The organism is Streptomyces sp. HM190, from assembly GCF_009857135.1.
In the GTDB taxonomy this organism is placed as follows: Bacteria; Actinomycetota; Actinomycetes; order Streptomycetales; family Streptomycetaceae; genus Streptomyces; species Streptomyces heilongjiangensis.
Map to the genome: position 1 here is coordinate 616,162 of NZ_CP047318.1, position 23,407 is coordinate 639,568.

Consider the following 23,407-nt stretch of genomic DNA (forward strand, 5'->3'; position numbering starts at 1 on the left):
GGTCCGGGACACGGAGCGTGAGCACCGATCATCTCTGAGTCAGCTCCAGCGTGCGGTGGCTACGCCATTCGTGCAACACGAGCGACGGACGAGATGGTTGAAGCGCCAACAAGACGCATTGTCGCCGTCCGTGCACCATGAGTGAAAGCACCGGCTCCTCATGCGTCGGTGCTCCTCAGTGCACGGCCTCCCACGGGAAGCGTGCTCCAGCGAGAGTGCCGGGAGGTGATCAGCACATGCTGCTGCCCGCCAAGAACGAGGTGGCCAGACAACTGCGGCGCTACCGCATGTGGGAACGCGTGATGCTCGCGGCGCCCGCGGACCGGGCCGCTCGGGACCATTTCGAGGACTCGGGATACACGCTGTGCGTGCTGATGGGCAAACGCTGCGCCCGGGAGGCCGTGGCCGCGGCCGAACGCTACCTCCAGACGACGCTGCCCGCGTACCTCAAGGAGCAGACCGGTCAGACCCGCAAGACCCGTGCGGTGCCCCACGGCCCGCCGTCCGAGCGGCGTTCCGCCGCGGGACGGTAGGGGGCGTCGGCCCCCGTTCGGCGCAGTTCCCATCCCGAGTTCGGCGGAGGTGAGACCCATGAGCCAGACCCCGGCCATCGGCCGTATCCCCATCAGGGATGTCCGCCCGCTCGTCGATTGCGGCAGGCGTCCCGCGAAAGCGGTGGTGGGAGAGACCTTCGAGGTCACCGCGACGCTCTTCCGGGAGGGGCACGGCGTCATCGCGGCCAACGTGGTCCTGAAGGACCCGGAGGGCCGCCCCGCGCCGTGGACGCCGATGAGGGAACTGGGGTCCGGGACCGACCGGTGGGGTGCGTTCGTCACTCCGACGTCGGTGGGCCGGTGGACGTACCGGGTGGAGGCGTGGAGCGACCCGGTGACCACCTGGCGCCGGGTCGCGCACATCAAGGTCCCCGCCGGGATCGACGGCGGCCTCGTGCTGGAGGAGGGCGCCGAGCTGTACGAGCGTGCCGCCGCCGGAGTCCCGGAGGCGGACGCGCACGCCGTGCTGACGCGTGCCGTGCGGCGGCTGCGAGACGACACGCTGCCGGTGGCGGAACGTTTCGCGGCGGCGCTGGCGCCGGAGGTGGACGAGGTGCTGGCCCGGCATCCGCTGCGGGAGCTGGTCACCTCCTCCGACCCGCTGCCCCTGCTGGTCGAGCGCGAACGCGCCCTGTTCGGCTCCTGGTACGAGTTCTTCCCCCGCTCCGAGGGCACCGCCGAACAGCCCCACGGCACCTTCCGCACCGCCGCCCGACGCCTGCCCGCCATCGCCGCCATGGGCTTCGACGTCGTCTACCTCCCCCCGATCCACCCCATCGGCACCACCCACCGCAAAGGCCGCAACAACACCCTCTCCCCCACCCCCGACGACGTCGGCGTCCCCTGGGCCATCGGCTCCCCCGAGGGCGGCCACGACACCGTCCACCCCGACCTGGGCACCCTGGAGGACTTCGACCGCTTCGTCGCCCGGACCCGCGAGCTGGGCATGGAGGTGGCCCTGGACTTCGCGCTGCAGTGCTCCCCCGACCACCCCTGGGTCGACAAGCACCCCGAGTGGTTCCACCACCGCCCCGACGGCACCATCGCGTACGCGGAGAACCCGCCGAAGAAGTACCAGGACATCTACCCCATCGCCTTCGACGCCGACATGCCCGGCCTGATCGCGGAGACGTGCCGCATCCTGCGGCACTGGATGGACCACGGCGTGCGGATCTTCCGCGTCGACAACCCCCACACCAAACCCGTGGTGTTCTGGGAACAGGTCATCGCGGACATCAACCGCACCGACCCCGACGTGATCTTCCTCGCCGAGGCCTTCACCCGCCCCGCGATGATGCACACCCTCGCCGCGGCCGGCTTCCAGCAGTCCTACACCTACTTCACCTGGCGCACCACCAAGACCGAACTCACCGAGTACGCCACCGAACTCGCCGGCGACGCCGCGAGCTACATGCGCCCCAACTTCTTCGTCAACACCCCCGACATCCTCCACGCCTTCCTCCAGCACGGCGGCCGCCCCGCCTTCGAACTCCGCGCCGTCCTCGCCGCGACCCTCTCCCCCACCTGGGGCGTCTACTCCGGCTACGAACTGTGCGAGAACACCCCCCTCAAACCCGGCAGCGAGGAATACCTCGACTCCGAGAAGTACCAACTCCGCCCCCGCGACTGGGACACCGCCGAACGCGAAGGACGCACGATCACTCCCCTCATCACCGCGCTGAACGACATCCGCCGGCGCCATCCCGCACTGCACGGGCTCAGGAACCTGCGCTTCCACCACACCGACAACGACGCGGTGATGGCCTACAGCAAGCGCACCGGCCCCGACACGATCCTCGTGGTCGTGAACCTCGACCCCCACCACACGCAGACCGCCCGGGTCTCGCTCGACATGACGGAACTCGGCCTGGGCACCGACGAGAACGCGCCGATGCACGACGAGCTGACGGGTGAGACCTACCGATGGGGAAGCACGAACTACGTGCGCCTGGAGCCGGGCCTGGCGCCCGCACACATCCTCCACGTCGGGGTCCACGGCGACGACGCCCCGTCCTCGGCCAGGAACGGAGGGCCCGGTACCCGATGACGACGAACAAGCCCATCCCGGACACCTTCGAGGACACGCCGCAGAAGGACCGGGACCCGGAGTGGTTCAAACGCGCCGTCTTCTACGAGGTCCTCGTCCGTTCCTTCCAGGACAGCAACGGCGACGGCATCGGCGACCTCAGGGGCCTGACCGCGAAACTCGACTACCTGCAGTGGCTGGGCATCGACTGCATCTGGCTCCCGCCCTTCTTCAAGTCCCCCCTCAGGGACGGCGGCTACGACGTCTCCGACTACACCGCCGTCCTGCCCGAGTTCGGCGACCTCGCCGACTTCGTGGAGTTCGTCGACGCCGCCCACCAGCGCGGCATGCGCGTCATCATCGACTTCGTCATGAACCACACCAGCGACCAGCACCCGTGGTTCCAGGAGTCCCGCAAGGACCCCGACGGCCCCTACGGCGACTACTACGTCTGGGCCGACGACGACAAGCAGTACCAGGACGCCCGCATCATCTTCGTCGACACCGAGGTCTCCAACTGGACCTTCGACCCCGTCCGCAAGCAGTACTTCTGGCACCGCTTCTTCGCCCACCAACCGGACCTCAACTACGAGAACCCCGCCGTGCAGGAGGAGATGATCTCGGCGCTGCGGTTCTGGCTGGACCTCGGCATCGACGGGTTCCGGCTCGACGCGGTGCCCTACCTCTACCAGGAGGAAGGCACCAACTGCGAGAACCTGCCCGCCACCCACGCCTTCCTGAAGCGGGTCCGCAGGGAGATCGACGCGCAGTACCCGGACACGGTCATCCTCGCGGAGGCGAACCAGTGGCCGGAGGACGTGGTCGACTACTTCGGCGACTACACCAGCGGCGGCGACGAGTGCCACATGGCGTTCCACTTCCCCGTCATGCCCCGGATCTTCATGGCGGTCCGCAGGGAGTCGCGCCACCCCGTCTCCGAGATCCTCGCCAAGACCCCCGCGATCCCCTCCCACTGCCAGTGGGGCATCTTCCTGCGCAACCACGACGAGCTGACCCTCGAAATGGTCACCGACGAGGAGCGCGACTACATGTACGCGGAGTACGCCAAGGACCCGCGCATGCGCGCCAACATCGGCATCCGCCGACGCCTCGCCCCCCTGCTGGACAACGACCGCAACCAGATCGAACTGTTCACCGCCCTGCTGCTGTCCCTGCCCGGCTCGCCGATCCTCTACTACGGCGACGAGATCGGCATGGGCGACAACATCTGGCTCGGCGACCGCGACGGTGTCCGCACCCCCATGCAGTGGACCCCGGACCGCAACGCCGGGTTCTCCGCCTGCGACCCGGGGAAGCTCTACCTGCCGACGATCATGGACCCGGTCTACGGCTACCAGGTCACCAACGTCGAGGCGTCGATGTCCTCGCCCGCGTCGCTGCTGCACTGGACCCGCCGCATGATCGAGATCCGCAAGCAGAACCCCGCCTTCGGGCTCGGCTCGTACACGGAACTCCACTCGTCCAACCCCGCGGTCCTCGCCTATCTGCGCGAGTACAAGGACGACCTCGTGCTGTGCGTGAACAACTTCTCCCGGTTCGCACAGCCCACCGAACTCGACCTGAGCGCCTACGACGGACGCCACCCCGTCGAACTCATCGGCCAGGTCCGTTTCCCCGCCATCGGTGAACTCCCCTATCTGCTCACCCTCGCGGGCCACGGCTTCTACTGGTTCCGGCTCTCCCGAGTCCTCTCCCGCGCCGCCCTAGGGCGTTGAGGCGCGGGCCGGTGAAAGGACGCGTCACCATGCCGAAGACCGCATTGCTCCGGCCGAGCAGCGACAGGGGCGCCGCCGACCTGATGACCGCGCTCGCGGGGCTGCTGCGCGACTGGCTGCCCCGGCAGCGCTGGTTCGCCGGCAAGGACCGGCCGGTCACGGACCTCACGCTGCTGTCCATGACGGAGCTGTACCCGGGCTGTCTGCACCTGCTGGTGCACACCGGACATCCCGGTCACAGCAGTCACGGCGGGGTGCCGGCTCCCGGCGGCACTCCCCCGTCCGGGGACTGCTACCAGTTGCTGCTCGGCGTACGGGACCATCCCGCGCCACGCCTGGGCCGGGCCCTCATCGGGCAGGTGCAGGAGGGTCCGCTCGCGGGACTCACGGTCTACGACGCCCTGCACGACCCCCGGTCGGCGCGGGTGCTGCTGGAACGGCTGCGGAACCCGGGCGCGGCGGGCCCGCTGCGCTTCGAGGGGGATCCGTCGGCGCGGGTGCCGGCCGGGCTGGCGCCGCGGCTGCTGGACGCCGAGCAGTCCAACTCGTCGCTGGTGTACGGCGACGCGTACATCCTGAAGGTGTTCCGGCGCATCCAGCCCGGTGTCAACCCCGATCTGGAGGTGCCCGGCGCGCTGGCGGGACAGGGCTGCGGCCGGGTGCCGGCGCCGGTGGCGTGGTTCCGGACGACCCGTCCGTTCGCGGCGACCCTCGGTGTGCTCCAGCCGTTCCTGCCCGACGCCTCCGACGGCTGGACGCTGGCGCTGGCCGCGCTCGCCTCCGGCGACGACTTCACGGCGCAGTCCCGTGAGCTGGGACGGGCCACGGCGGAGGTGCACCTCGCGCTGGCCTCGGCGTTCCCCGCCGGGGAGCACGACGAGAACGCGCGGACGGCGGCCGCGATGACCGAGCGGCTCGACGCGGCGGCGCACAGTGTGCCGGCGCTGCGGCCGTACGTGCCCGGGCTGCGGAACGCGTTCCGCGCGCTGCTCACCTGCGATGCGGGGCCGCCCGCGCAGCGCATCCACGGCGATCTGCACCTGGGGCAGGTGCTGCGGGCCGGCCGGGAGTGGTTCGTCATCGACTTCGAGGGCGAGCCGTCCCGTCCGCTCGCCGAGCGGTGCGGCGCCCAGTCCCCGGTCCGGGACATCGCGGGGATGCTGCGCTCGTTCGACTACGCCGCCCGGCAGCGACGCCCCTGGCGCCCCGAGTGGGCGCGCCGCTGCCGCGAGGCGTACTGCGCGGGCTATGCCGCCCGCGCCGGCTGGGACCCGCGCAAGAAGCACGGTCTGCTGCGCGCGTATGAGACCGACCGGGCCGTCTACGAGGTTCTGTACGAGGCACGGCACCGACCCGACTGGCTCCCCGTACCGATGGCGGCGATCGAGCGTCTCGCCGTAAGAGGAGGTTGAAGCAGTGGCCCTGCGCGACATCACTCCCCCCGAGTCGGCCGGTCCGCCGTCGCACCCGCCGGGCACCTTCGCGGGTGCCCCGCCCCTGTCCGCCGAGGAACGGGGACGGCTGCTGGCGGGCGCGCACCACGACCCGCACTCCCTCCTGGGTGCGCACCCGGTGCCCGGCGGGATCGCCGTCCGGGCGCTGCGGCCGTACGCGCACGCGGTGCGGGTCGTCATCGACGGGGTGCGCACGTACCTGTCATCGGAGGGCGACGGGCTGTTCGCGGGGGTGGTGCCGCTCGACGCGATCCCCGACTACACGCTGCTGGTGTCGTACGAGGACGCCGACCTGGAACTGCACGACCCGTACCGGTTCCTTCCGGCGCTCGGCGACCTGGATCTGCATCTGATCCGGGAGGGCCGCCACGAGCAGTTGTGGAAGGCGCTCGGTGCCGAGCCGATGGTCCACCAGGGTGTGGCCGGCACCCGCTTCACGGTGTGGGCGCCGAACGCTCAAGGGGTGCGGGTCGCCGGGGACTTCGGCTGCTGGGACGGGACGGCGTTCCCGATGCGGTCGCTGGGGTCGTCCGGGGTGTGGGAGCTGTTCCTGCCGGGCGTCGGCGAGGGCTCCCGGTACAAGTTCGAGATCACCTCCCGGCACGGGCACCGCTTCCTCAAGGCCGACCCGATGGCGCGGCAGGCGGAGGTGCCGCCCGCGACGGCGTCCGTGGTGACGGTCTCGCACCACGAGTGGGGCGACGCGGAGTGGATGGCGCGGCGCGGGGACACCCCGGTGCACGAGGCGCCTTTCTCGGTGTACGAGGTGCATCTGCCGTCCTGGAAACCGGGATTGACGTACCGTCAGCTGGCGGACGAGCTGCCGGCGTATGTGAGGGACCTCGGTTTCACGCATGTGGAGTTCATGCCGGTCGCCCAGCACCCGTTCAGTGGGTCCTGGGGCTACCAGGTCACCGGGTTCTACGCGCCCACGGCTCGGCTCGGCGGCCCGGACGACCTGAAGCACCTGATCGACTCCCTGCACCGGGCGGGGATCGGCGTGATCATGGACTGGGTTCCGGCGCACTTCCCCAAGGACGACTGGGCGCTGGCCCGCTTCGACGGGGAGCCGTTGTACGAGCCCGGGGACTGGCGGCGGGCCGAGCATCCGGACTGGGGGACGTACGAGTTCGACTTCGGGCGCACGGAGGTCCGCAACTTCCTCGTCGCGAACGCCGTGTACTGGTGCGAGGAGTTCCACGTCGACGGGCTGCGCGTGGACGCCGTCGCGTCGATGCTCTACCTCGACTACTCACGTGACTCCGGCCAGTGGTCGCCGAACGTGTTCGGTGGGCGGGAGGACCTGGACGCGGTGGCCTTCCTCCAGGAGATGAACGCGACCGTGTACCGGCGGGCGCCGGGCGTGGTGACCATCGCGGAGGAGTCCACGGCGTGGGACGGCGTGACCCGGCCCACGGACAGCGGTGGACTGGGCTTCGGTCTGAAGTGGAACATGGGCTGGATGCACGACTCGCTCGGCTACATGGCGAAGGAGCCGGTGCACCGCAAGTACCACCACAACGAGATGACGTTCTCCATGGTGTACGCGTACAGCGAGAACTACGTCCTGCCGATCTCCCACGACGAGGTCGTGCACGGCAAGCAGGCGCTGGTGTCGAAGATGCCGGGCGACTGGTGGCAGCGACGCGCCAACCACCGGGCGTACCTGGGCTTCATGTGGGCGCACCCCGGCAAGCAGCTCCTGTTCATGGGGCAGGAGTTCGCCCAGGGCGGCGAATGGTCCGAGCCGCACGGCCCGGACTGGTGGCTCCTCGACCCCGGCTACGGCGCCGAACCCGATCACCGGGGCGTGCGGGACCTGGTCCGTGACCTGAACACGCTCTACCGGGGCACCCCGGCGCTCTGGCAGCGCGACAGTGATCCGGCGGGCTTCCAGTGGGTCAAGGGCGACGCCGCCGAGGACAACGTCTTCGCGTTCCTGCGGCTCGCCGCGGACGGCACCCCGCTGCTGTGCGTCTCCCACCTCAGCCCCGTGGTGCGCCACGACTACTGCCTCGGCGCGCCCGGCGACATCCCCGCCTGGCGGGAGGTCCTCAACACCGACGCGGCGGCCTACGGCGGCGGCGACGTCGTCAACGCCGACCCCGTGAAGGCGGAGCCCGCTCCCTACGACGGCCGCCCGGCCACGCTCCGGCTGACCCTGCCCCCGCTGGCGACGATCTGGCTCAAGCCCGCGTAGATCCCGGCGTGAACTGGGCGGACGGCTCTCCCCGCACTCTCTGTTACCGTGCACATATGGCAGCGAACACGGCCGATGCCCGGCTGGAGGAACAGTGGCGGGACATCCTCGCGGTGCACGCCCGCACGATGTGCGAGATCGACCGCGCGCTACATCCCCACGGCCTCGGGGCCAGTGACTTCGAGGTGCTGGACGTCCTCGCGTCCGGGCTCGCCGCCGCGGACGCCGACGACCACTGCCGGGTGCAGAACATCGCGGGGAAGATCCACCTCAGTCAGAGCGCCCTGTCCCGGCTGATCGCACGGCTGGAGAAGGACGGCCTGGTCACGCGGTCGGTCTGCGCCGAGGACCGGCGCGGGGTCCGGGTCGCCCTCACCGACAAGGGCCGCTCGCTGCACTCCGAGGTGCTGCCGCTGCAGCGGGACGTCCTCGCGAGGACGCTGCGCGGCGACTGACCGACGCGCACCGGCGCCCTCGCGTCCGGAGAGGGGGCCGCGAGGTCCGTACACATCCCGGGCAGCCCCTCCCCGGACGGTGGAGGTCAGACGTCGTGCCTTCCCAGCAGGGTGCCCACGTCGTGGGCCTCCAGGGTCAGGCCGTACGGTGAGCCGGCGTCGATGGTCAGGAACAGATCGCTGTCGGGCCACTGCGAGGCGAGGGCCCCGAGCGGTACCAGCCGGTAGCGGGAGACGAACGGCAGCAACTCGGCCATCGCCGGTTCCGAGGTGAACACCGGGACGACCTGTTCTCCTCCGGGCTGCTCCAGGACGGGCAGCGTCACGGCCGTGGGGTCGTTCAGGGCCGCGTCGTCGGCGTCGTCGGGCACGGGCACCAGGACGTCGCTCCCGGCCAGGGTGTCCAGCGCGGCCGTGTCGCCGTTGTCGAGGGCGAGGGCGGTCAGCGCCCGCTGAGCCGGGGTGGCGTCCTGGGGCGCGGGATGGTTGTTGGCGGGTATGTCCATGGAAGATCCCTGATGGTGGGGACGGGCCGCCCGGACGAGATCGGTACCGGGCGCGACGCCCCTCGCGTACCCGATCCGCGGACGGCCAATCCTGTGCCCCGCCGATGCCGTGCGGCGGACGGGGCACAGGTCGGGGGCTCACTTCAGATACGGCCCGTCGACACCGATCCTGCCGGGGCCGTTCAGCACGTACACCCGCAGGTTGCCCTTGCCGGGGGCGGTCACGGCGAGCCTGCCGTCGGTGACGGTCCGGACATCGCCGGTGACGGCGTCACGATAGGTGCCGTTCGGGACGCAGGTGAAGGTGGCGGCGCCGGTGACGGTGACCAGGGCGAAGCTGTCCGTGGCCCCGGCGGTGTACCGGCGTTTGAAGGCCATCTGGCCGCTGACGCCCTCGGTGGAGTACTGGCCCGTCTGCAGGGCCGGGACCGCCCGGCGGATCTGGTTCAGCCGTTGCAGATGCCGGACCAGCGGCTGGGCCAGGGTCGTGGCGACCTGGCCGCTCGCGGAGTCGGCCCTGCCGAAGTCGGAGGCGGTGACCGATCCGGCGAGGTGGTCGCCGAAGTAGGCGCGGCCCGTGGTGGACAGGGGGCAGCTGGGGCCGCAGTCGATCTTCCGGCCCTTCTGGAACTCGATCTCGGATCCGTAGTACAGCGTGGGGATGCCGCGGAACGTCCACATCAGGGCCATGTTCTCGGCCCAGGCGTCCGTTCCTCCGCTGTACCGCTCGCTCGACTTGTTCGGTCCGTAGTCGTGGCTGTCGACGTAGACGACGTTGTAGGTGGCGTCGTTGACGCTGTCGTCGGAGTCCTTGCCGTTGGAGAAGGCGTTCTGCGCGTCGCTGAAGTTCATGTGCATGCGCATGTCGATGATGTTCATCCCGGAGAACCGGCTGTGGTCCGGTGCGTGGTAGTCGTTGCCCTGCAGGAAGGCGTTGGTGGAGGTCGGCTGGCCTCCGGTGCCCAGACCGTTCTCGTACGCGTACTGCTCCAGGGCGGCCTTCTCGTCGTCGGCGCTGTACTCCTTGCGCTCCTTCCAGGTGTAGAACTGCGCCGAGTGGTTGACCGAGCCGCGGTTCCACTTGTCGTTGACGAAGGCCGCGACCTCTCCGAAGACGAAGAAGTTCTTCGCGGCCTCCGCGCCGAACTTCCGTGTGACGCGTTCCTGGATGGCCGGCAGGAAGCGGCGGTTCCAGGTGACGCGCGGGATGTGGACGGCGGTGTCGACGCGGAAACCGTCGACGCCCATGTCGATGTACTTGTCGTAGGCGCCGATCAGGTAGTTCTGCACGGCCGGGTTCTCGGTGTCGAAGTCGGCGAGGTCCTCGTGCAGCCAGCAGGAGCGCGCGTCCTCGCCCTCCCAGTTCCCGATCCAGCACTGGTGGTAGTACGCCTTGGGGAACATGCCCGACGTGGGGCTCGGCCACTGGCAGTTGTAGAGGGTGTAGCCCTCGGCGCTCTTCCCGCCGGTCGGCCTGCCCCAGTTGACGCAGGTGTTGCCGGTCGGCTCGGCCGTCGACCACAGGTCGCCGTTGTAGTACGACTTCCCCGACTTGGGCTCGACGGTGAGGCCGTCGTAGGTGAAGCCCTCGTTCCGTTCGTCGTAGTACCAGCTCCACTGGCTGTCCCGGACGCCGTACACGGTGGGCGTGAACAGGCCCTTGGCGCCCCAGCGGGAGCTGTGGTTGTAGACGACGTCCTGGTAGATCTTCATGCCCTTGGCGTGGGCCGCGTCGATGAGGTCCTGGTAGGAGGCGCCCGCGGACTCCAGACGGGGGTCGACCTTGTAGAAGTCGTAGCCGTGGTAGCCGTGGTAGTCGTAGTCCGAACGGTTGAGGACGACCGGGGTGATCCAGACCGCGGAGAAGCCGAGCGCCTTGATGTAGTCGAGCTTGGCGACCAGGCCCTTGAAGTCGCCGCGGAACATGGGGTCGTCGGCCTCGGCGTTGCCGGACTTGGTGTGCTGGCTGCCGCCCCGGTTGTTGCCGCTGTCGCCGTCGAAGAAGCGGGCGGTCAGGACGAAGTAGATGGGGTCCTTGCGCGGGTCGGTGCCGAGGGGGGTGCCGCCGGCGGGTGCGGGCGGCTTCTCGCCGGTCGTGGCGGTGGCCGTGGCGGAGGCGGGCGAGACGTTGCCGGCGGCGTCGACCGCCCGGACCGTGTACGTGTACGGCGTCCGCTCCTCCAGTGCGGTGTCGGACAGGACGGTCGAGGCCACGTCGGTGACGGTCGTGCCCGTGGTGCCGCCGGTGCGGGTGACCTGGTACCTGGTGACGCCCCTGTTGTCGGTGGCGGCCTCCCAGCTCACCACGACCGAGGTGCCGTCGGCGCTCGCGGTGACCTTCGTGGGGGCGGTGGGGGGTTCGGTGTCCGGTGCCTCGGCGGCGCACGGGTCCTTCGCGTTGGCGGTGACCGTGCGGTCCTTCACGGTGGTCGTGCCGGCGGGGAGGGTGTAGTCGGCGCTGTTGTTGTTGTCCCAGACGCCGTTGCCGTTGTTGAAGGCCGCCTTGAGGGAGGTGGCGGTGCCGAGGTCGAGGGTCTTGCGCCACCAGCCGGCGCAGGCTGCCTCCATGCCGACGCCGGGAGGGGTCGTCCACGAGCCGCCGGCGGGCTGGTAGTGGATGTTCGCGGTGGTCCAGCCGGTCGTCGCGGTGGAGTAGTAGACGGTCGCTCTGGTGCCCTCGACGGGGCCGGTGTCGGCACACGGGTCGCTGTGGGCGATCACACCGTCCTTGACGGTGAGGGTGCCCGTGCCGAGGGCGTAGTCGGCGCCGCCGTTGTTGTCCCAGGTGCCGCTGCCGTTGTTGAAGGTGGCCTTCAGACCGGTGGCCGCGCCGAGGTCCACGGTCTTCTTCACCCAGTCGGTGCAGGCGGCCTCCATGCGGGTGCCCGGCACGGTCGTCCAACTGCCGCCCTCGGGGGCGTAGTGGAGGTAGGTCGAGGACCAGTTCTTGGTCTTCGTGTAGTAGAAGACCGTCGCCGTGTTCGTCCCGGCGGCGGCCGGTTCCAGAGCGGCACGGGCGGTTCCGGGCGTGGCCGTGAGCGCTCCGAGGAGGGCAGCCGCGACGACCAGCGCCACGCGTGGACGTCGTGGCCGGTGTGGGGATGTGCGTCTCAGCGGTCTCACAGGGACTCCAATGCGGGTGGGGAGGAGGAGAGTTGCTCTGCAAGATGAACCGGAAAGTTCCAGAAAGGGCTTGCAGGCGGAAGCTACAGGGACATGACAGTGGCGTAAAGGGATCGCGCAACGGGCGTTCGCACACAGGGGGTTCGCGCGGAGGCCGAGTGCGTGGCGGGCTCGGGGCGGACGCGAGCCGCCGGGGGCCGGCGGAGCCCTCGGGTGAGAGTCGAGCGCTTTCGCCTCGACCTGCCCCGGTTCGACGGCGAGCGCGAGCGGACCGAACAGCATCGGCGGATCGCGGAGCCGGCCCGGATGATCCTCCGGAGAACCCGGACACCGGCCTCCACGCCCGGATGCCGGGCCACGGGGACTACGTCACCCGGAGCAGGGCGTGCCGCTCGAAGGACCCGAAGGGCCATGAGAGCTGCGTCTCACCGTCAACGACTCATGGGGTTTCCAGCACCGCGACGACAACCACAAGTCGGTGCGCCGGCTGGTGCGCCACTGCACCGAGACGAATCGACGCCCCGGCGAGGCCGGCCTGGACCCGTACCCGTACCCGTACCCGCACGCGACGGTGCTCGCCGTCGAGTACGACGGGGAAGTGGACCTCCACCAGGGCTCGGGGCGCGCCTCACCGCCGACGAGCGCGGCGGGGCGGCACGCGGCGGGCGCGGGAGGGCAAGACATCGATGTGCAGGGGCTCGTCACCACCCCGGTGGCGGGATCGAGCGGGCGTCGGTTTAGCATATGAGCGCCGCCTAGCTCGAAAGATAAATCTGTGACTGTCAACGAGGACTCGTTCACCCTTTGGAAGCACCGCGAGGAGATCGCGGAGTCGATGATCCCGATCATCGGGAAGCTGCACCGCGAGCGGGACGTCACGGTCCTGCTGCACAGCCGCTCCTTGGTGAACAAGTCGGTGGTCAGCATCCTGAAGACGCACCGTTTCGCCCGGCAGATCGCCGGCGTGGAGCTCTCGGTCACCGACACGCTGCCGTTCCTCCAGGCCCTCACCACCCTCGACCTCGGGCCCTCCCAGATCGACATCGGCCTGCTCGCCGAGGCCCACCAGGCCGACGACCGGGGCCTGTCGGTCGCGGAGTTCACCGCCGAGGCCGTCGCCGGCGCCACCGGCGCCAACAAGATCGAGGGGGCCGAGGGGCGTGACGTCGTCCTCTACGGCTTCGGCCGCATCGGCCGTCTCGTCGCCCGTCTGCTGATCGAGAAGGCCGGGTCCGGCAACGGTCTGCGGCTGCGCGCCATCGTGGTGCGCGGCGGCGGGCGGGCCTCCGAGGACATCGTGAAGCGTGCCTCGCTGCTGCGCCGCGACTCCATCCACGGCCAGTTCCAGGGCACGATCACCGTCGACGAGGCGAACAGCACGATCGTCGCCAACGGCAACACCATCAAGGTGATCTACGCGAACGACCCGTCCGAGGTGGACTACACCGAACACGGCATCAAAAACGCCATCCTCATCGACAACACCGGCAAGTGGCGCGACCGCGAGGGCCTGTCACAGCACCTGCGTCCCGGCATCGACAAGGTCGTCCTGACCGCGCCGGGCAAGGGCGACGTCCCGAACATCGTGCACGGCGTCAACCACGACACGATCAAGCCGGACGAGCAGATCCTGTCCTGCGCGTCCTGCACCACCAACGCGATCGTGCCGCCGCTGAAGGCGATGGACGACGAGTTCGGTGTGCTGCGCGGTCACGTGGAGACCGTCCACTCGTTCACCAACGACCAGAACCTGCTGGACAACTACCACAAGTCGGACCGTCGCGGCCGCTCCGCGCCGCTCAACATGGTCATCACGGAGACGGGCGCCGCCTCGGCCGTCGCCAAGGCGCTGCCCGACCTGAAGGCGCCGATCACCGGCAGCTCGATCCGCGTCCCCGTCCCGGACGTGTCGATCGCGATCCTGAGCCTGCGCCTCGGCCGGGAGACCGACCGCGAGGAGGTCCTCGACTACCTCCGGGGCGTCTCGCTGACCTCGCCGCTCAAGCGCCAGATCGACTTCACCAACGCGCCCGACTCGGTCTCCAGCGACTTCATCGGCTCACGCCACGCCTCGATCGTCGACGCGGGCGCCACCAAGGTCGACGGCGACAACGCGATCCTCTACCTCTGGTACGACAACGAGTTCGGCTACTCCTGCCAGGTCATCCGGGTCGTCCAGCACGTCTCCGGCGTGGAGTACCCGACGTACCCGTCCCCGGCGGTCTGACGTCCGGGCAGGGCATCCCACGGTCGCGGGGCCGGTCGGACGACACGTCCGACCGGCCCCGCGGTGTGACCGGCGGGGGTCCATGGCACTCGCAGCGCCGTGAACGGACGAGGCGAGGAACGGAAACGGTGCTCGACCGTGTCGCCGTGCACACGGCGGGCGTGACCCGTACCGTGCCGGAGGTCTCGGCCCACGGCGGCGGGCCCGTCCCGTGCCGGGGATCACCGGTCCGTACGCGGACTTCCTGCGGCGCACCGCCTGCGCCGTCGGCCTGTACAGCCGGACCCGGTTCTCCGCGACCGGCGACGCTCGCGACGCCGACATCGCGCTGCGGGAGGCCGTCGAGGAGCGGTCCTGCGCTCTCGACGAACTGCACCGCCGGGTGCCCGACGCCGTGCGGGACGACCCGGACGCCCTCAGCGCCCACGGCACCCTGCTCGCGCAGGCCCGCCGGTCGGCCGATCAGGTCGTCCGGCGGTGACGCGGGCCCGGCCGGTCACAGGTCGATGATCACGAGGGCGGTGTCGTCGGTGGCGCCGCTCACGGGGAGCAGATCGAGCAGGAGGGCGTCGGCGAGTTCCTCCGCATCGGACCGGCGATGGCGGGTGAGGGCGTCGGCCAGGCGGGCCAGACCGGTGTCGATGTCCTCGACACGGCGCTCGATCAGCCCGTCCGTGTATAGGACGAGGGTGTCGCCCGCGGCGAAGCCCACGGTGGCCTGTGGGCGGGCCACCCGGTCGGGCCGGGCGCCGAGCGGCGGGTCGGTCGCCCGGTCGAGGAAGGTGACCGTGCCGTCCGCGCGGAGCAGCGCGGGCGGCAGATGGCCCGCGCTGCTGTAGGTGATGGTGTGGTCGGTCCAGTCGATGCAGGTCTGGACGACGGTGGTGTTCTCGGCGCCCTCGACGGAGTCGGCGTACAGACCGAGGGCGTCCAGCGCCTCGGCGGGTCCGTCCGCGACGAGGGAGGCGGCGCTGAGCGCGCTGCGCAGCTGGCCCATGGCGCAGGCGGCGGGCAGGCCGTGCCCGACGACGTCGCCCACGGCGACAGCGATCCGGTCCTCGCCGGCCATGTCCACGAGGTCGTACCAGTCGCCGCACACGTTCAGCGCGCCGGTGGCCGGCCGGTAGCGCACCGCCGCGCGGTGGTGGCGGACGGGGCCGGGCGCGGGCAGCATCGCCCGCTGCAGGGCGAGGGCGACCTCGCGTTCCCGGGCGTGCGCCCGGCGGAGGCGTTCGTTGACCTCCTGCAGTTCACGGGCGCGGGTGTACAGCTCGGCCTCCAGGACCCGGGCCCGGTCGCCCAGCGGTCTGGCACGGGCCCGGATCAGCTCGGTGACCTCCTCCACCTTGTGGATCAGCAGCACCACGCTGCCGTCGGGGCCGAGCAGCGGGGCGTTCACCGGGGACCAGTAGCGCTCCTCCCACTCGCCGGGCCGCTCCGCCGACTCCACGTCGTAGCGCTGGAGCGCCATGGCGTCCCGTTCGCCGCTCTCGACCACCCGGGCCAGGGACGCCGCCAGGTTCCGCATCCCGGTGGCGCCGGAGTCGCTGGGGTTGTCGGGGAACACGTCGAACAGGTACCGGCCCACCACCTGTTCCCTGGTGCGGCCGGACTGCCGCAGGAACTCGTCGTTCGCGTCCGCGTAGATCAGATCGGGCGTCAGGAGTGCCACCATGCCGGGCAGCGCCTGGAACACCGCCGCGTAGTCCGTCTCCGTCTCCGCCATGGTTCGCCGCCTCAGCGTCCGTGCCAGTCCTGCGATCTCCACCATAGGATCCTGCGGCCGGGACGGCGCGTCCCCGGCATCGGCGAAAGCGGCAGCTCACCTCTTGTGTCCGGAGGGGGCGCGGAGCGACCGGGCGGCGCGCGGGCACTCAGCAGGGCTTGCGCCATGCGTCCAGCTCCGGGCGTTTGACCATCGAGGACAGCCGCAGCCGCCGGGACTCCGCGCAGAAGGCGCCCCTCGGTTCGGTGTACTCGACGTGGAACACGGCCTTGCCGGCCGCGATGAACGGGCTGAGGTCGGCGCACTCGTCGTACTGGGCGCACTCCTCGTTGACCGCGAAGTCGAAGTGGGCCAGCAGTTGGGGGATCTGCGGGAGGTCGTTCTTCAGGCCCACCGACAGGCCCCGCTCATGGGCGATGTCGGCGATCATGCGGTTGTAGGCGAGCTGGTCACGGGCGGTGAGCGGGAAGCCGGTGTCGTTGCCGTAGCCCTCGACCAGGTCGGGTTCGACGGCGTCGAAGCCCTTGTCCCGGCACATGTCGAAGCGGCGTTCCATGAGCGGCCGCAGGACGTCCAGCCGCCGGATGTCCAGCCACCGTTCACCGGCCCAGCCGTTGGGCTCGCCGAGCACCGAGCGGGGGAAGGCGTCCTTGTCGGGCCGGAAGTCCTCCCAGGCGCCCACATTGACGTAGCAGATGACCTTGCGGCCGTCGCGGTGCAGCCGGGCCACGTCCGCCGCGGAGTTCTCGAAGCCGTCGATGTCGTAGACCGGCACGTCCGCCGACGGGTCGACCTTCCCGTCCAGCTGCCACTGCCAGGCGAGACCGGGACGGGGCAGCCACCGTTCGCCGGACGGACGGTCCGGGGTGTCGCCGCAGCCCGCGAGCGCCGAAGCCACCAGGGTGAACAGCAGGGTCGTGTACGCCAGTGCCGTGCGCCTCATCGTTCGGTGCTCCCGGTCAGCGCGGGCGTCAGCCGGGCCCACGGGTTGGGTGGTTCGCCGGTGACGGGGCCGCAGACGCCCGCGCCCCGATCGTGCGCGGTGCGCACGGCGAGCGGGACGAGCGCCTCGGGCACCCCGTAGACGAGGTGGCACAGCCGTTCGGGCAGGTGGCGGGCGGTCCACGCCGGTCTGCTGAACGACGACACGTACGTCGACCAGTGGCCTTCGAAGGTGACGGTCAGGTCGGCGAGGCGGGCGTAGCCGGGCGCCGGGTGGACGCCGGGGTTGAGGACGACCGTCTCCGCGCCGAGGCGGCGCAGCGCGCGCACCAGCCGCCGACAGGCGGGCAGGCCGTCCGGGGTGGCGGTCACCTGGTCGAGGAAGCAGCCGTCGGCCGCGTACCACTCCCGGTGGCGGCGGACGTCGTCGGCGATCTCGGCGCGGTCGCGCATCCCGTAGTCGGTGTCGACGTAGCCGAGGAGGCGGGCCCCGGCCCCGCGCAGGGCGGCGGCGGCCGCGCCGAACGCGGGGTCGGGGCGGTCGCCCGGCCCGTTCGCCGGGTTGAGGACGACCGCGTAGGTGCGGGTCGCGGCCGTGATCAGCCGGTGCCAGGCCCCCGGGTCCTCGGCCGGGTGGACGTAGAGGGGCACGAGCAGGCTCACCGGTGCTCTTCCCAGAGCGCGGTCAGGGCGTCGTCGAGGGAGTGCTCCGGCCGCCAGCCGAGCGCCTCCTCGGCGGCGGTGACGTCCGAACACTGCCACGACACATCGGCGGACCGCGCGGGCCCCCCGACACCACCACCGCCAGCACCAGCACCAGCACCAGCACCAGCACCAGCACCAGCACCGACCGTTCCCGCCGGGCTGCCCGGTGGCGTGGTGTTCTCCTCGACGCGGCCCCGGAACCCTGCCTTGTCGGCCAGGAGGTGGACCAGGTCGCGTACCAGGACCGCCCGGCCGCCGCCGATGTTGAGGATCGGGGGCAGGGGGCCCGGTGCCGTGGCCGCGAGGGCGGCGGCGCGGGCGACGTCGCGGACGTCGACGAAGTCGCGGTGCGCGGAGAGGTCGCCCAGACGCAGCACCCCGTCCCGGTCGGTCGTGCGCAGCAGGCGGGCGATCCTGCCGGGCAGTCCGCTCGCCGGCGCCCCCGGACCGACGGGGTTGCCGACGCGCAGGACCACCGCGTCCAGACCGGCGCCGGTGACCGCGACCGTGCCGGCCAGCTTCGTGGCGCCGTACGGGGCGGTCGGCCGGGTGGGCGCCGTCTCGGCCGTCCGGGTGCCGGGCGCGCCGGGCCCGTACTCGGCGGCCGAGCCCAGGTGCACGAGGCGGGCGCCGGGCGCCGCCTCGCGCAGGGCGGCGCACAGGACCGCGGGGCCGCGGGCGTTGACCTCCGCGAGGGTCACGGCGTCGCCGCCGGTGGCGCCCGCGCAGTTGACCACGGTGTCCGGTGCGACGGACGCCAGGGCCTTCGCCAGTTGCTCGGGTCGTACGGTGGCGAGGTCCACGGGGAACTCGGCGGCCGGCGAGCGCCCGCCGCCGAGGACCCGCGCGCCGGGCAGGCTGCGCAGCCGTGCGGCGACGTGGCCGCCCAGATAGCCGGTGGAACCCAGGACGAGAATGCGCATGTGGTGCTCAGGCTCCCTTGAGCAGAAGCGATTTGCGGGTGGTGAACTCGGCGTTGGCCCGGTCGTAGTCGTCGGGGCGGCCGATGTCCAGCCAGTACCCGTCGAACTCGTAGGCGTGCGGCTGGTTCCGGGTCCTGATCAGGTCGAGGACCAGTTCGTCGAAGCCGAGGGGCAGTCCGGGCGTGTAGCCCTCCAGCGTCGAACGGGACACCCCGTAGACGCCCATGGAGACCCGGTAGTCGATGCTGGGCTTCTCGGTGAACGCCACGACCCTGCTGGCGTCGGTGGTGAGCACACCGAAGTCGATGTGCACCTTGCGGGCGTACGTGGCGATGGTGAGCGGCGCGCCGGAGTCGCGGTGCCGGCGCAGGACGTCGGCGTAGTCGAGGTCGGTGAGGATGTCGCCGTTCATCACCAGGAACTCCTCGGGGAGCCGGTCGCGCAGGTTGAGCAGCGGGCCCATGGTGCCCAGGGGGCTCTCCTCTGTGGCGTAGTCGACGGTCAGGTCCCACTGGGAGCCGTCGCCGACATAGGCGCGGATGATCTCGCCCAGGTGGCCGATGGCGATGGTGCAGTGGGTGAATCCGGCGGTGGAGAGCTGGCGCAGCACGATCTCCAGGATGGCGTGCTGGTCGCCGATGGGGACGAGCGGCTTCGGCAGCGCGGTCGTGTAGGGCCGCAGCCGTACGCCCTTGCCTCCCGCCAGGATCACTGCGTGCATGGTGCTCCTCCTTCAGGACGTCGTGGACCGCGCGGCCGCGCCGGCCGAGCGGGTCGTGCCGGACGGGAGTCAGATGTTGTAGATCCCGGTCTTGTAGCGGGCGAGGTTGGCCGGGTCGCGGAAGAACTCCACGGTCTCGGCGAGCCCTTCCTCCAGGGAGTGGGCGGGCTGCCAGCCGGTGGCGGCGGTGAGCCTGCTCGCGTCGGCGACGAGCCGCATGACCTCGGAGTTGGCGGGCCGGATGCGGGCGGCGTCCTCGCGGACGTCGAGGGCGGTGTCCATCACCTTGCCGATGAGGGCGACGAGGTCGCCGACCGCGATCTCCCCGCCGGTTCCGGCGTTGAAGGTGCGGCCCACGACCCGTTCGGCGGGGGCGGTGCCGACGGCGAGGAAGGCCCGCGCGGTGTCCTTGACGAAGGTGAAGTCGCGGGTGGGCCGCAGGTCGCCGAGGGTGATGGTGCGCTCCCCCGCCGCGACCTGGCCGATGACGGTGGGGATCACCGCGCGCATGGACTGGCGGGGGCCGAAGGTGTTGAACGGCCGCAGGGTGACCACGGGGGTGTCGAAGCTGGCGTGGTAGCTGTCGGCCAGCCGGTCCCCGCCTGCCTTGGAGGCGGCGTACGGGGACTGGGTGTGGATGGGGTGGTCCTCGGTGATGGGCACGGTCCGCGCGGTGCCGTACGTCTCGCTGGTGGAGGTGTGCACCAGGCGGGGCGTGCCGAGGGCGCGGACGGCCTCCAGCACGTTGAGGGTGCCGGTGACGTTGGTGTCCACGTAGCTGTGCGGGGCCTGGTACGAGTACGGGATCGCGATGAGCGCGGCCAGGTGGTAGGCGGTGTCGGCGCCGTCGAGGAGACCGCGGACGGAGCCGGGGTCGCGGACATCGCCGAGGACGATCTCCACGTGGTCGAGGACGTCGGGGTGGAGGGTCTCCAGCCAGCCGTACGAGGAGAAGGAGTTGTACTGGGCCATGGCGCGCACACGGTGGCCGGAGGCGACGAGCGCCTCGGTGAGGTGGGAGCCGATGAAGCCCTCGGCTCCGGTGACGGCGGCGAGCGGTGCGGAGGTCAACGGTGGTGTCCTTCCGGTAGGTCGGATGTGGGGGCTGTGGCGGGGTCATGGGTGAGCGCGGGGCTCAGGCGTGCGGCGCGGGTCGGCCGAGCACGCGCAGCGCGCACGCCGACAGACACAGCGCGGCGGCGGCGCAGCTGAGCGCCAGCGCGGGGTCGCCGGGTGGCAGGCGCAGCAGAGTGATCGTTCCTGCGGTAGCGGCCGCGGCGAGGCAGATCAGGGCCGGCGGCCAGGCGGTGCCGAACGCCTGGAGCAGCAGCGCGGTCCACAGCGCGGCGGCGAGGAGCAGCAGCGGTGCCGGGTCGGCGCCGGTGAGCAGGGCCGCGGGCAGCAGCGGCAGGAGGTAGGCGAGCAGGCAGAGGCCGAGCACGCCGGCCGAGCGGAGCAGGAACCCCACGGGGGTCGCGACGGCCCGGAGGGCGGCGACGGACAGGCCCCGGTAGCGGTAGAGCAGCCATTCGGCCGGTCCCATGCTGACGGTGAGCACGATCACCGCGTACGGTTCCTCGCGTCCTTCGAGCAGGACGAGCACTCCGGCGGCCAGTCCGAACAGGCCGTACGGAAGGGAGGGCAGCAGGCGGGGCCGGGTGGCGCCCGGCACGGCGTCGACGGCGAGCGCGGTGCGCAGCACCCGGCCGGTGACGGCGAGGGTGGCGGTCAGGGCGAGCACCGGCAGTCCGGCCCGGAACAGAGGGCCGGGTTCCCACCAGGGCAGGACGGCGGCGCCGGCGATCAGCGGGCTGAGCGCGGCGAGCAGCAGCCGTTCGCGGGCCAGCACCAGCAGGACACCGGCCGCCGCGAGGTAGGCGGACTGCGCGGCGGCGACGAGGGTCACCGGTCCGCCTCCGGCGGGCAGCGCGGCGGCGGCCGTGGCGGCGGCCGCGCCCAGGGGCGCACCGGTCAGCAGGGTACGGGCGGCCTCGTGCCGTCCGGTCGCCATGCGCAGGTGGGCGCGGTGGCCGAGGGCCTGGCCCCAGGCCCAGGAGACGAGTCCGGCGAGGATCAGGGCGAAGGCATGCCCGCCGGGGTTCCACAGGGGCGCGGTGAGCAGGTAGGCGAGCCCGGGCAGCGCGAACAGCACGCCGCGCAGCAGGCAGCGCACGGTGTCGGGACGCCACACGTCGGGTTGCGAGGGGGGCTCGGGGAACGTCCTCGGTACCCGTTCGTAGAGCGCGGCGGCCAGGGAGAAGAGGGTGGGGTGACCGTACCGTTCCTTGATCACGGTGGCGGACAGGCCCTCCGCCTCCAGGAACGCGGCCACCTCGTAGGGGTGGACGGCGGGGCCTATGCGGTCGGCGAGTTCGGCGGCGAGTTCGCTGACCGCCGCCTCGTCGGGCCCCTGGCGGGGCAGCCGGATGGTGAGGGTGGTGTCGTCGGCGAGGGCCCAGCTGGGGCGGCGGCGCGGACGGCGCCGGTCGGCGAGGCGGATGGCGAGCGTGTCGTGTTCGACGCCGCCGGGTTCGAGTGGCATGGGCCCGCTCATCCGGCCACCGTGCCGACCGCGGTCAGCTCCCCCGGTGGGACCGGCGGGACCGGTGCGTCCGCCGGCGCCCGGACCAGGCCGGGGAGTTCGAGGTAGATGGACCGGAAGGTGTCGATGGTCTGGCGGAGCGTGAACTGTTCGATGACCCGCAGCCGTGCCGCCTCGCCCATGGCGGCGCGGCGGGCGGGATCGCCGAGCAGTTCGAGCGCCGCCGCGGCCATCGCCGCGGGGTCGCGGGGCGGTACCACGAGCCCGGTGTCGCCGACGGCCTCGCGGACCCCGCCCACGTCGGTGGAGACGGTGGCCCGGCCGCACGACATGGCCTCGATCAGGGTGAAGGGGAAGCCCTCGCTGATGCTGGAGAGCATCACGACGTTGCCGGCCGCGTAGGCGTCCTTGATGTCGTCGACGCGGCCCTCGAAGGTGACGGCGTCGGCGTGCCCGAGTTCGGCGGCGAGGGCCTCGCAGCGTTCCCGGTAGCCCTCGCCGCCCTTGGGGGTCCCGCCGAACAGCCTGAGCCGGGCCTCGGGCAGTCGGGCCCGGACGAGGGCGAAGGCCCGGATGAGGGTCTCCAGGTCCTTGATCGGGTCGACGCGGCCCGCCCAGCTGAGGGTGAGGGTCTGCGGTTCGGGTCCGGCGGGCGGGAACGCGGCGGGGTCGACGCCGTTGTAGACGGTGCGGATGGATTCCGGGTCGGCGCCGCCCTGTTCCTCCCAGAGCCGGTTGTAGCGGTTTCCGGGGGTGATCAGGGCGGCCCTGCGGTACGTCTCTTCCGCGAGGAGGCGGAAGAAGCCGAGGACGACGGCCTTGACCGGCCAGCGGTAGGGGGCGGTGCGATAGCCGAGATAGCGTTCGCGCAGGTAGACGCCGTGCTCGGTGAGCAGCAGGGGGACGCCGTGCCGGTCCAGTGCGGCGAGTCCGGGCAGGACGGCGACGCCTCCGCTGACCGCGTGGGCGACGCCGGTCTCGGGCGGGGGCGCGGCCAGCGGGCGCAGGGCGTGTTCCAGCAGGGAGGTCGCGGTGAGCGCGTCGTGGAGGGTGGGCCCGGACTCGCGCACGGCGAGGCCGGGGCGGTTCCACACCGTGGTCAGCAGGGTGATCGCGCGGTCCGAGCGCAGGAAGGGGCTGAGCGCGCCGTCGGCGGCGGCCCTGGCCATCGTGTACAGGGCGGGGGCGAAGCCGGGTTCGGCGCGGGGGTCGAGCAGGGCGGTGAGGAACTGCTCGTAGGCGGTGGCGAGCCGGCTGCGGGCGCGGCCCCGGGGCGGGTCGCCCTGCGGCGGGTCGCCCCACATGGGGACGGACAGCACGCGGGACACGTGTGCCGGCAGCTCCCAGACGAGGGGTTCGCGCCCGGTGCCGGTCACGGCGATGACGTCGAAGTCGAGATCGGGCATTCCCTGGACGAGCTGGTCGCACCAGACGCTGACGCCGCCGTGACTATGGGGATAGGTGCCTTCGGTGAGCAGGGTGACGCGCGTTGCGCCAGGGTTTCGCGTTCCGTGCGGAACGGGCATCGTTGTGCTCCACGGCCGGGGTGTGGGGTGGTTCGTACCGC

The 23,407-nt window shown here is 71.5% G+C and carries 18 protein-coding genes; 8 read left to right on the forward strand and 10 right to left on the reverse strand.

Translation table 11 applies throughout. The annotated features are described in order from the left end of the window. Window positions 1-236 precede the first annotated feature (236 nt). The 6 genes from GSY65_RS02425 to GSY65_RS02450 are packed head-to-tail and all read left to right on the forward strand — an operon-like array spanning window position 237 to window position 8,425. On the forward strand, window positions 237-533 hold the full coding sequence (locus tag GSY65_RS02425; protein ID WP_159765713.1) for a DUF5133 domain-containing protein: 297 nt from the start codon (window positions 237-239) through the stop codon (window positions 531-533). Between the two features lie 58 nt (window positions 534-591). Beyond that, window positions 592-2,601, forward strand: a complete 2,010-nt coding sequence (locus GSY65_RS02430; RefSeq protein ID WP_159765714.1) for an alpha-1,4-glucan--maltose-1-phosphate maltosyltransferase — start codon at window positions 592-594, stop codon at window positions 2,599-2,601. After that, complete coding sequence (gene treS / locus GSY65_RS02435; RefSeq protein WP_159765715.1) at window positions 2,598-4,316, forward strand: maltose alpha-D-glucosyltransferase; 1,719 nt, start codon at window positions 2,598-2,600, stop codon at window positions 4,314-4,316. The genes GSY65_RS02430 and treS overlap by 4 nt, the downstream gene beginning before the upstream one ends. Before the next feature lie 29 nt (window positions 4,317-4,345). Further along, a complete protein-coding gene (locus GSY65_RS02440; protein WP_159765716.1) occupies window positions 4,346-5,728 on the forward strand; it encodes a maltokinase N-terminal cap-like domain-containing protein in 1,383 nt (460 codons plus the stop codon). Between the two features lie 4 nt (window positions 5,729-5,732). Continuing rightward, complete coding sequence (gene glgB / locus GSY65_RS02445; RefSeq protein WP_159765717.1) at window positions 5,733-7,970, forward strand: 1,4-alpha-glucan branching enzyme; 2,238 nt, start codon at window positions 5,733-5,735, stop codon at window positions 7,968-7,970. A 56-nt stretch (window positions 7,971-8,026) separates the two neighbouring features. After that, window positions 8,027-8,425, forward strand: a complete 399-nt coding sequence (locus tag GSY65_RS02450) for a MarR family winged helix-turn-helix transcriptional regulator (RefSeq protein WP_159765718.1) — start codon at window positions 8,027-8,029, stop codon at window positions 8,423-8,425. An 86-nt stretch (window positions 8,426-8,511) separates the two neighbouring features. Here GSY65_RS02450 and GSY65_RS02455 read toward each other — a convergent pair whose 3' ends face one another. Together GSY65_RS02455 and GSY65_RS02460 are read right to left on the reverse strand one after the other, a co-directional pair. Further along, window positions 8,512-8,931 carry an SseB family protein gene (locus GSY65_RS02455; RefSeq protein WP_159765719.1) on the reverse strand — a complete coding sequence of 140 codons (420 nt, stop codon included), beginning with the start codon at window positions 8,929-8,931 and terminating at the stop codon, window positions 8,512-8,514. A 138-nt stretch (window positions 8,932-9,069) separates the two neighbouring features. Next, window positions 9,070-12,045 carry a carbohydrate binding domain-containing protein gene (locus tag GSY65_RS02460; protein ID WP_159775553.1) on the reverse strand — a complete coding sequence of 992 codons (2,976 nt, stop codon included), beginning with the start codon at window positions 12,043-12,045 and terminating at the stop codon, window positions 9,070-9,072. A gap of 784 nt (window positions 12,046-12,829) precedes the next feature. Between GSY65_RS02460 and GSY65_RS02465 the strand changes: the two genes are divergently transcribed. Then, window positions 12,830-14,281, forward strand: a complete 1,452-nt coding sequence (locus GSY65_RS02465) for a glyceraldehyde-3-phosphate dehydrogenase (RefSeq protein WP_159765720.1) — start codon at window positions 12,830-12,832, stop codon at window positions 14,279-14,281. 211 nt (window positions 14,282-14,492) lie between these two features. Then, entirely contained in the window at window positions 14,493-14,762 is a 270-nt protein-coding gene (locus GSY65_RS02470) for a hypothetical protein (protein WP_159765721.1), read from the forward strand. Between the two features lie 15 nt (window positions 14,763-14,777). Here GSY65_RS02470 and GSY65_RS02475 read toward each other — a convergent pair whose 3' ends face one another. From GSY65_RS02475 to pelF, 8 genes are all read right to left on the reverse strand, one after another. Then, window positions 14,778-16,007 (reverse strand): PP2C family protein-serine/threonine phosphatase, encoded by a 1,230-nt coding sequence (locus GSY65_RS02475; protein ID WP_159765722.1) that lies wholly within the window; start codon window positions 16,005-16,007, stop codon window positions 14,778-14,780. 148 nt (window positions 16,008-16,155) lie between these two features. Continuing rightward, window positions 16,156-16,950, reverse strand: a complete 795-nt coding sequence (locus tag GSY65_RS02480; protein ID WP_159765723.1) for an endo alpha-1,4 polygalactosaminidase — start codon at window positions 16,948-16,950, stop codon at window positions 16,156-16,158. Beyond that, window positions 16,947-17,612, reverse strand: coding sequence for a spherulation-specific family 4 protein (locus GSY65_RS02485; protein WP_159765724.1), 666 nt, complete (start codon window positions 17,610-17,612; stop codon window positions 16,947-16,949). Before GSY65_RS02485 ends, GSY65_RS02480 begins: the two co-directional genes overlap by 4 nt. Continuing rightward, on the reverse strand, window positions 17,609-18,577 hold the full coding sequence (locus GSY65_RS02490; RefSeq protein WP_159765725.1) for an NAD-dependent epimerase/dehydratase family protein: 969 nt from the start codon (window positions 18,575-18,577) through the stop codon (window positions 17,609-17,611). Before GSY65_RS02490 ends, GSY65_RS02485 begins: the two co-directional genes overlap by 4 nt. 7 nt (window positions 18,578-18,584) lie before the next feature. Then, window positions 18,585-19,298 carry a nucleotidyltransferase family protein gene (locus tag GSY65_RS02495; protein ID WP_159765726.1) on the reverse strand — a complete coding sequence of 238 codons (714 nt, stop codon included), beginning with the start codon at window positions 19,296-19,298 and terminating at the stop codon, window positions 18,585-18,587. 69 nt (window positions 19,299-19,367) lie between these two features. Continuing rightward, window positions 19,368-20,369 (reverse strand): GDP-mannose 4,6-dehydratase, encoded by a 1,002-nt coding sequence (locus GSY65_RS02500; protein WP_159765727.1) that lies wholly within the window; start codon window positions 20,367-20,369, stop codon window positions 19,368-19,370. Window positions 20,370-20,433: 64 nt separating this feature from the next. Further along, window positions 20,434-21,852, reverse strand: coding sequence for a hypothetical protein (locus GSY65_RS02505; protein WP_159765728.1), 1,419 nt, complete (start codon window positions 21,850-21,852; stop codon window positions 20,434-20,436). Continuing rightward, on the reverse strand, window positions 21,849-23,366 hold the full coding sequence (gene pelF, locus GSY65_RS02510) for a GT4 family glycosyltransferase PelF (protein WP_159765729.1): 1,518 nt from the start codon (window positions 23,364-23,366) through the stop codon (window positions 21,849-21,851). Before pelF ends, GSY65_RS02505 begins: the two co-directional genes overlap by 4 nt. Window positions 23,367-23,407: the final 41 nt, after the last annotated feature.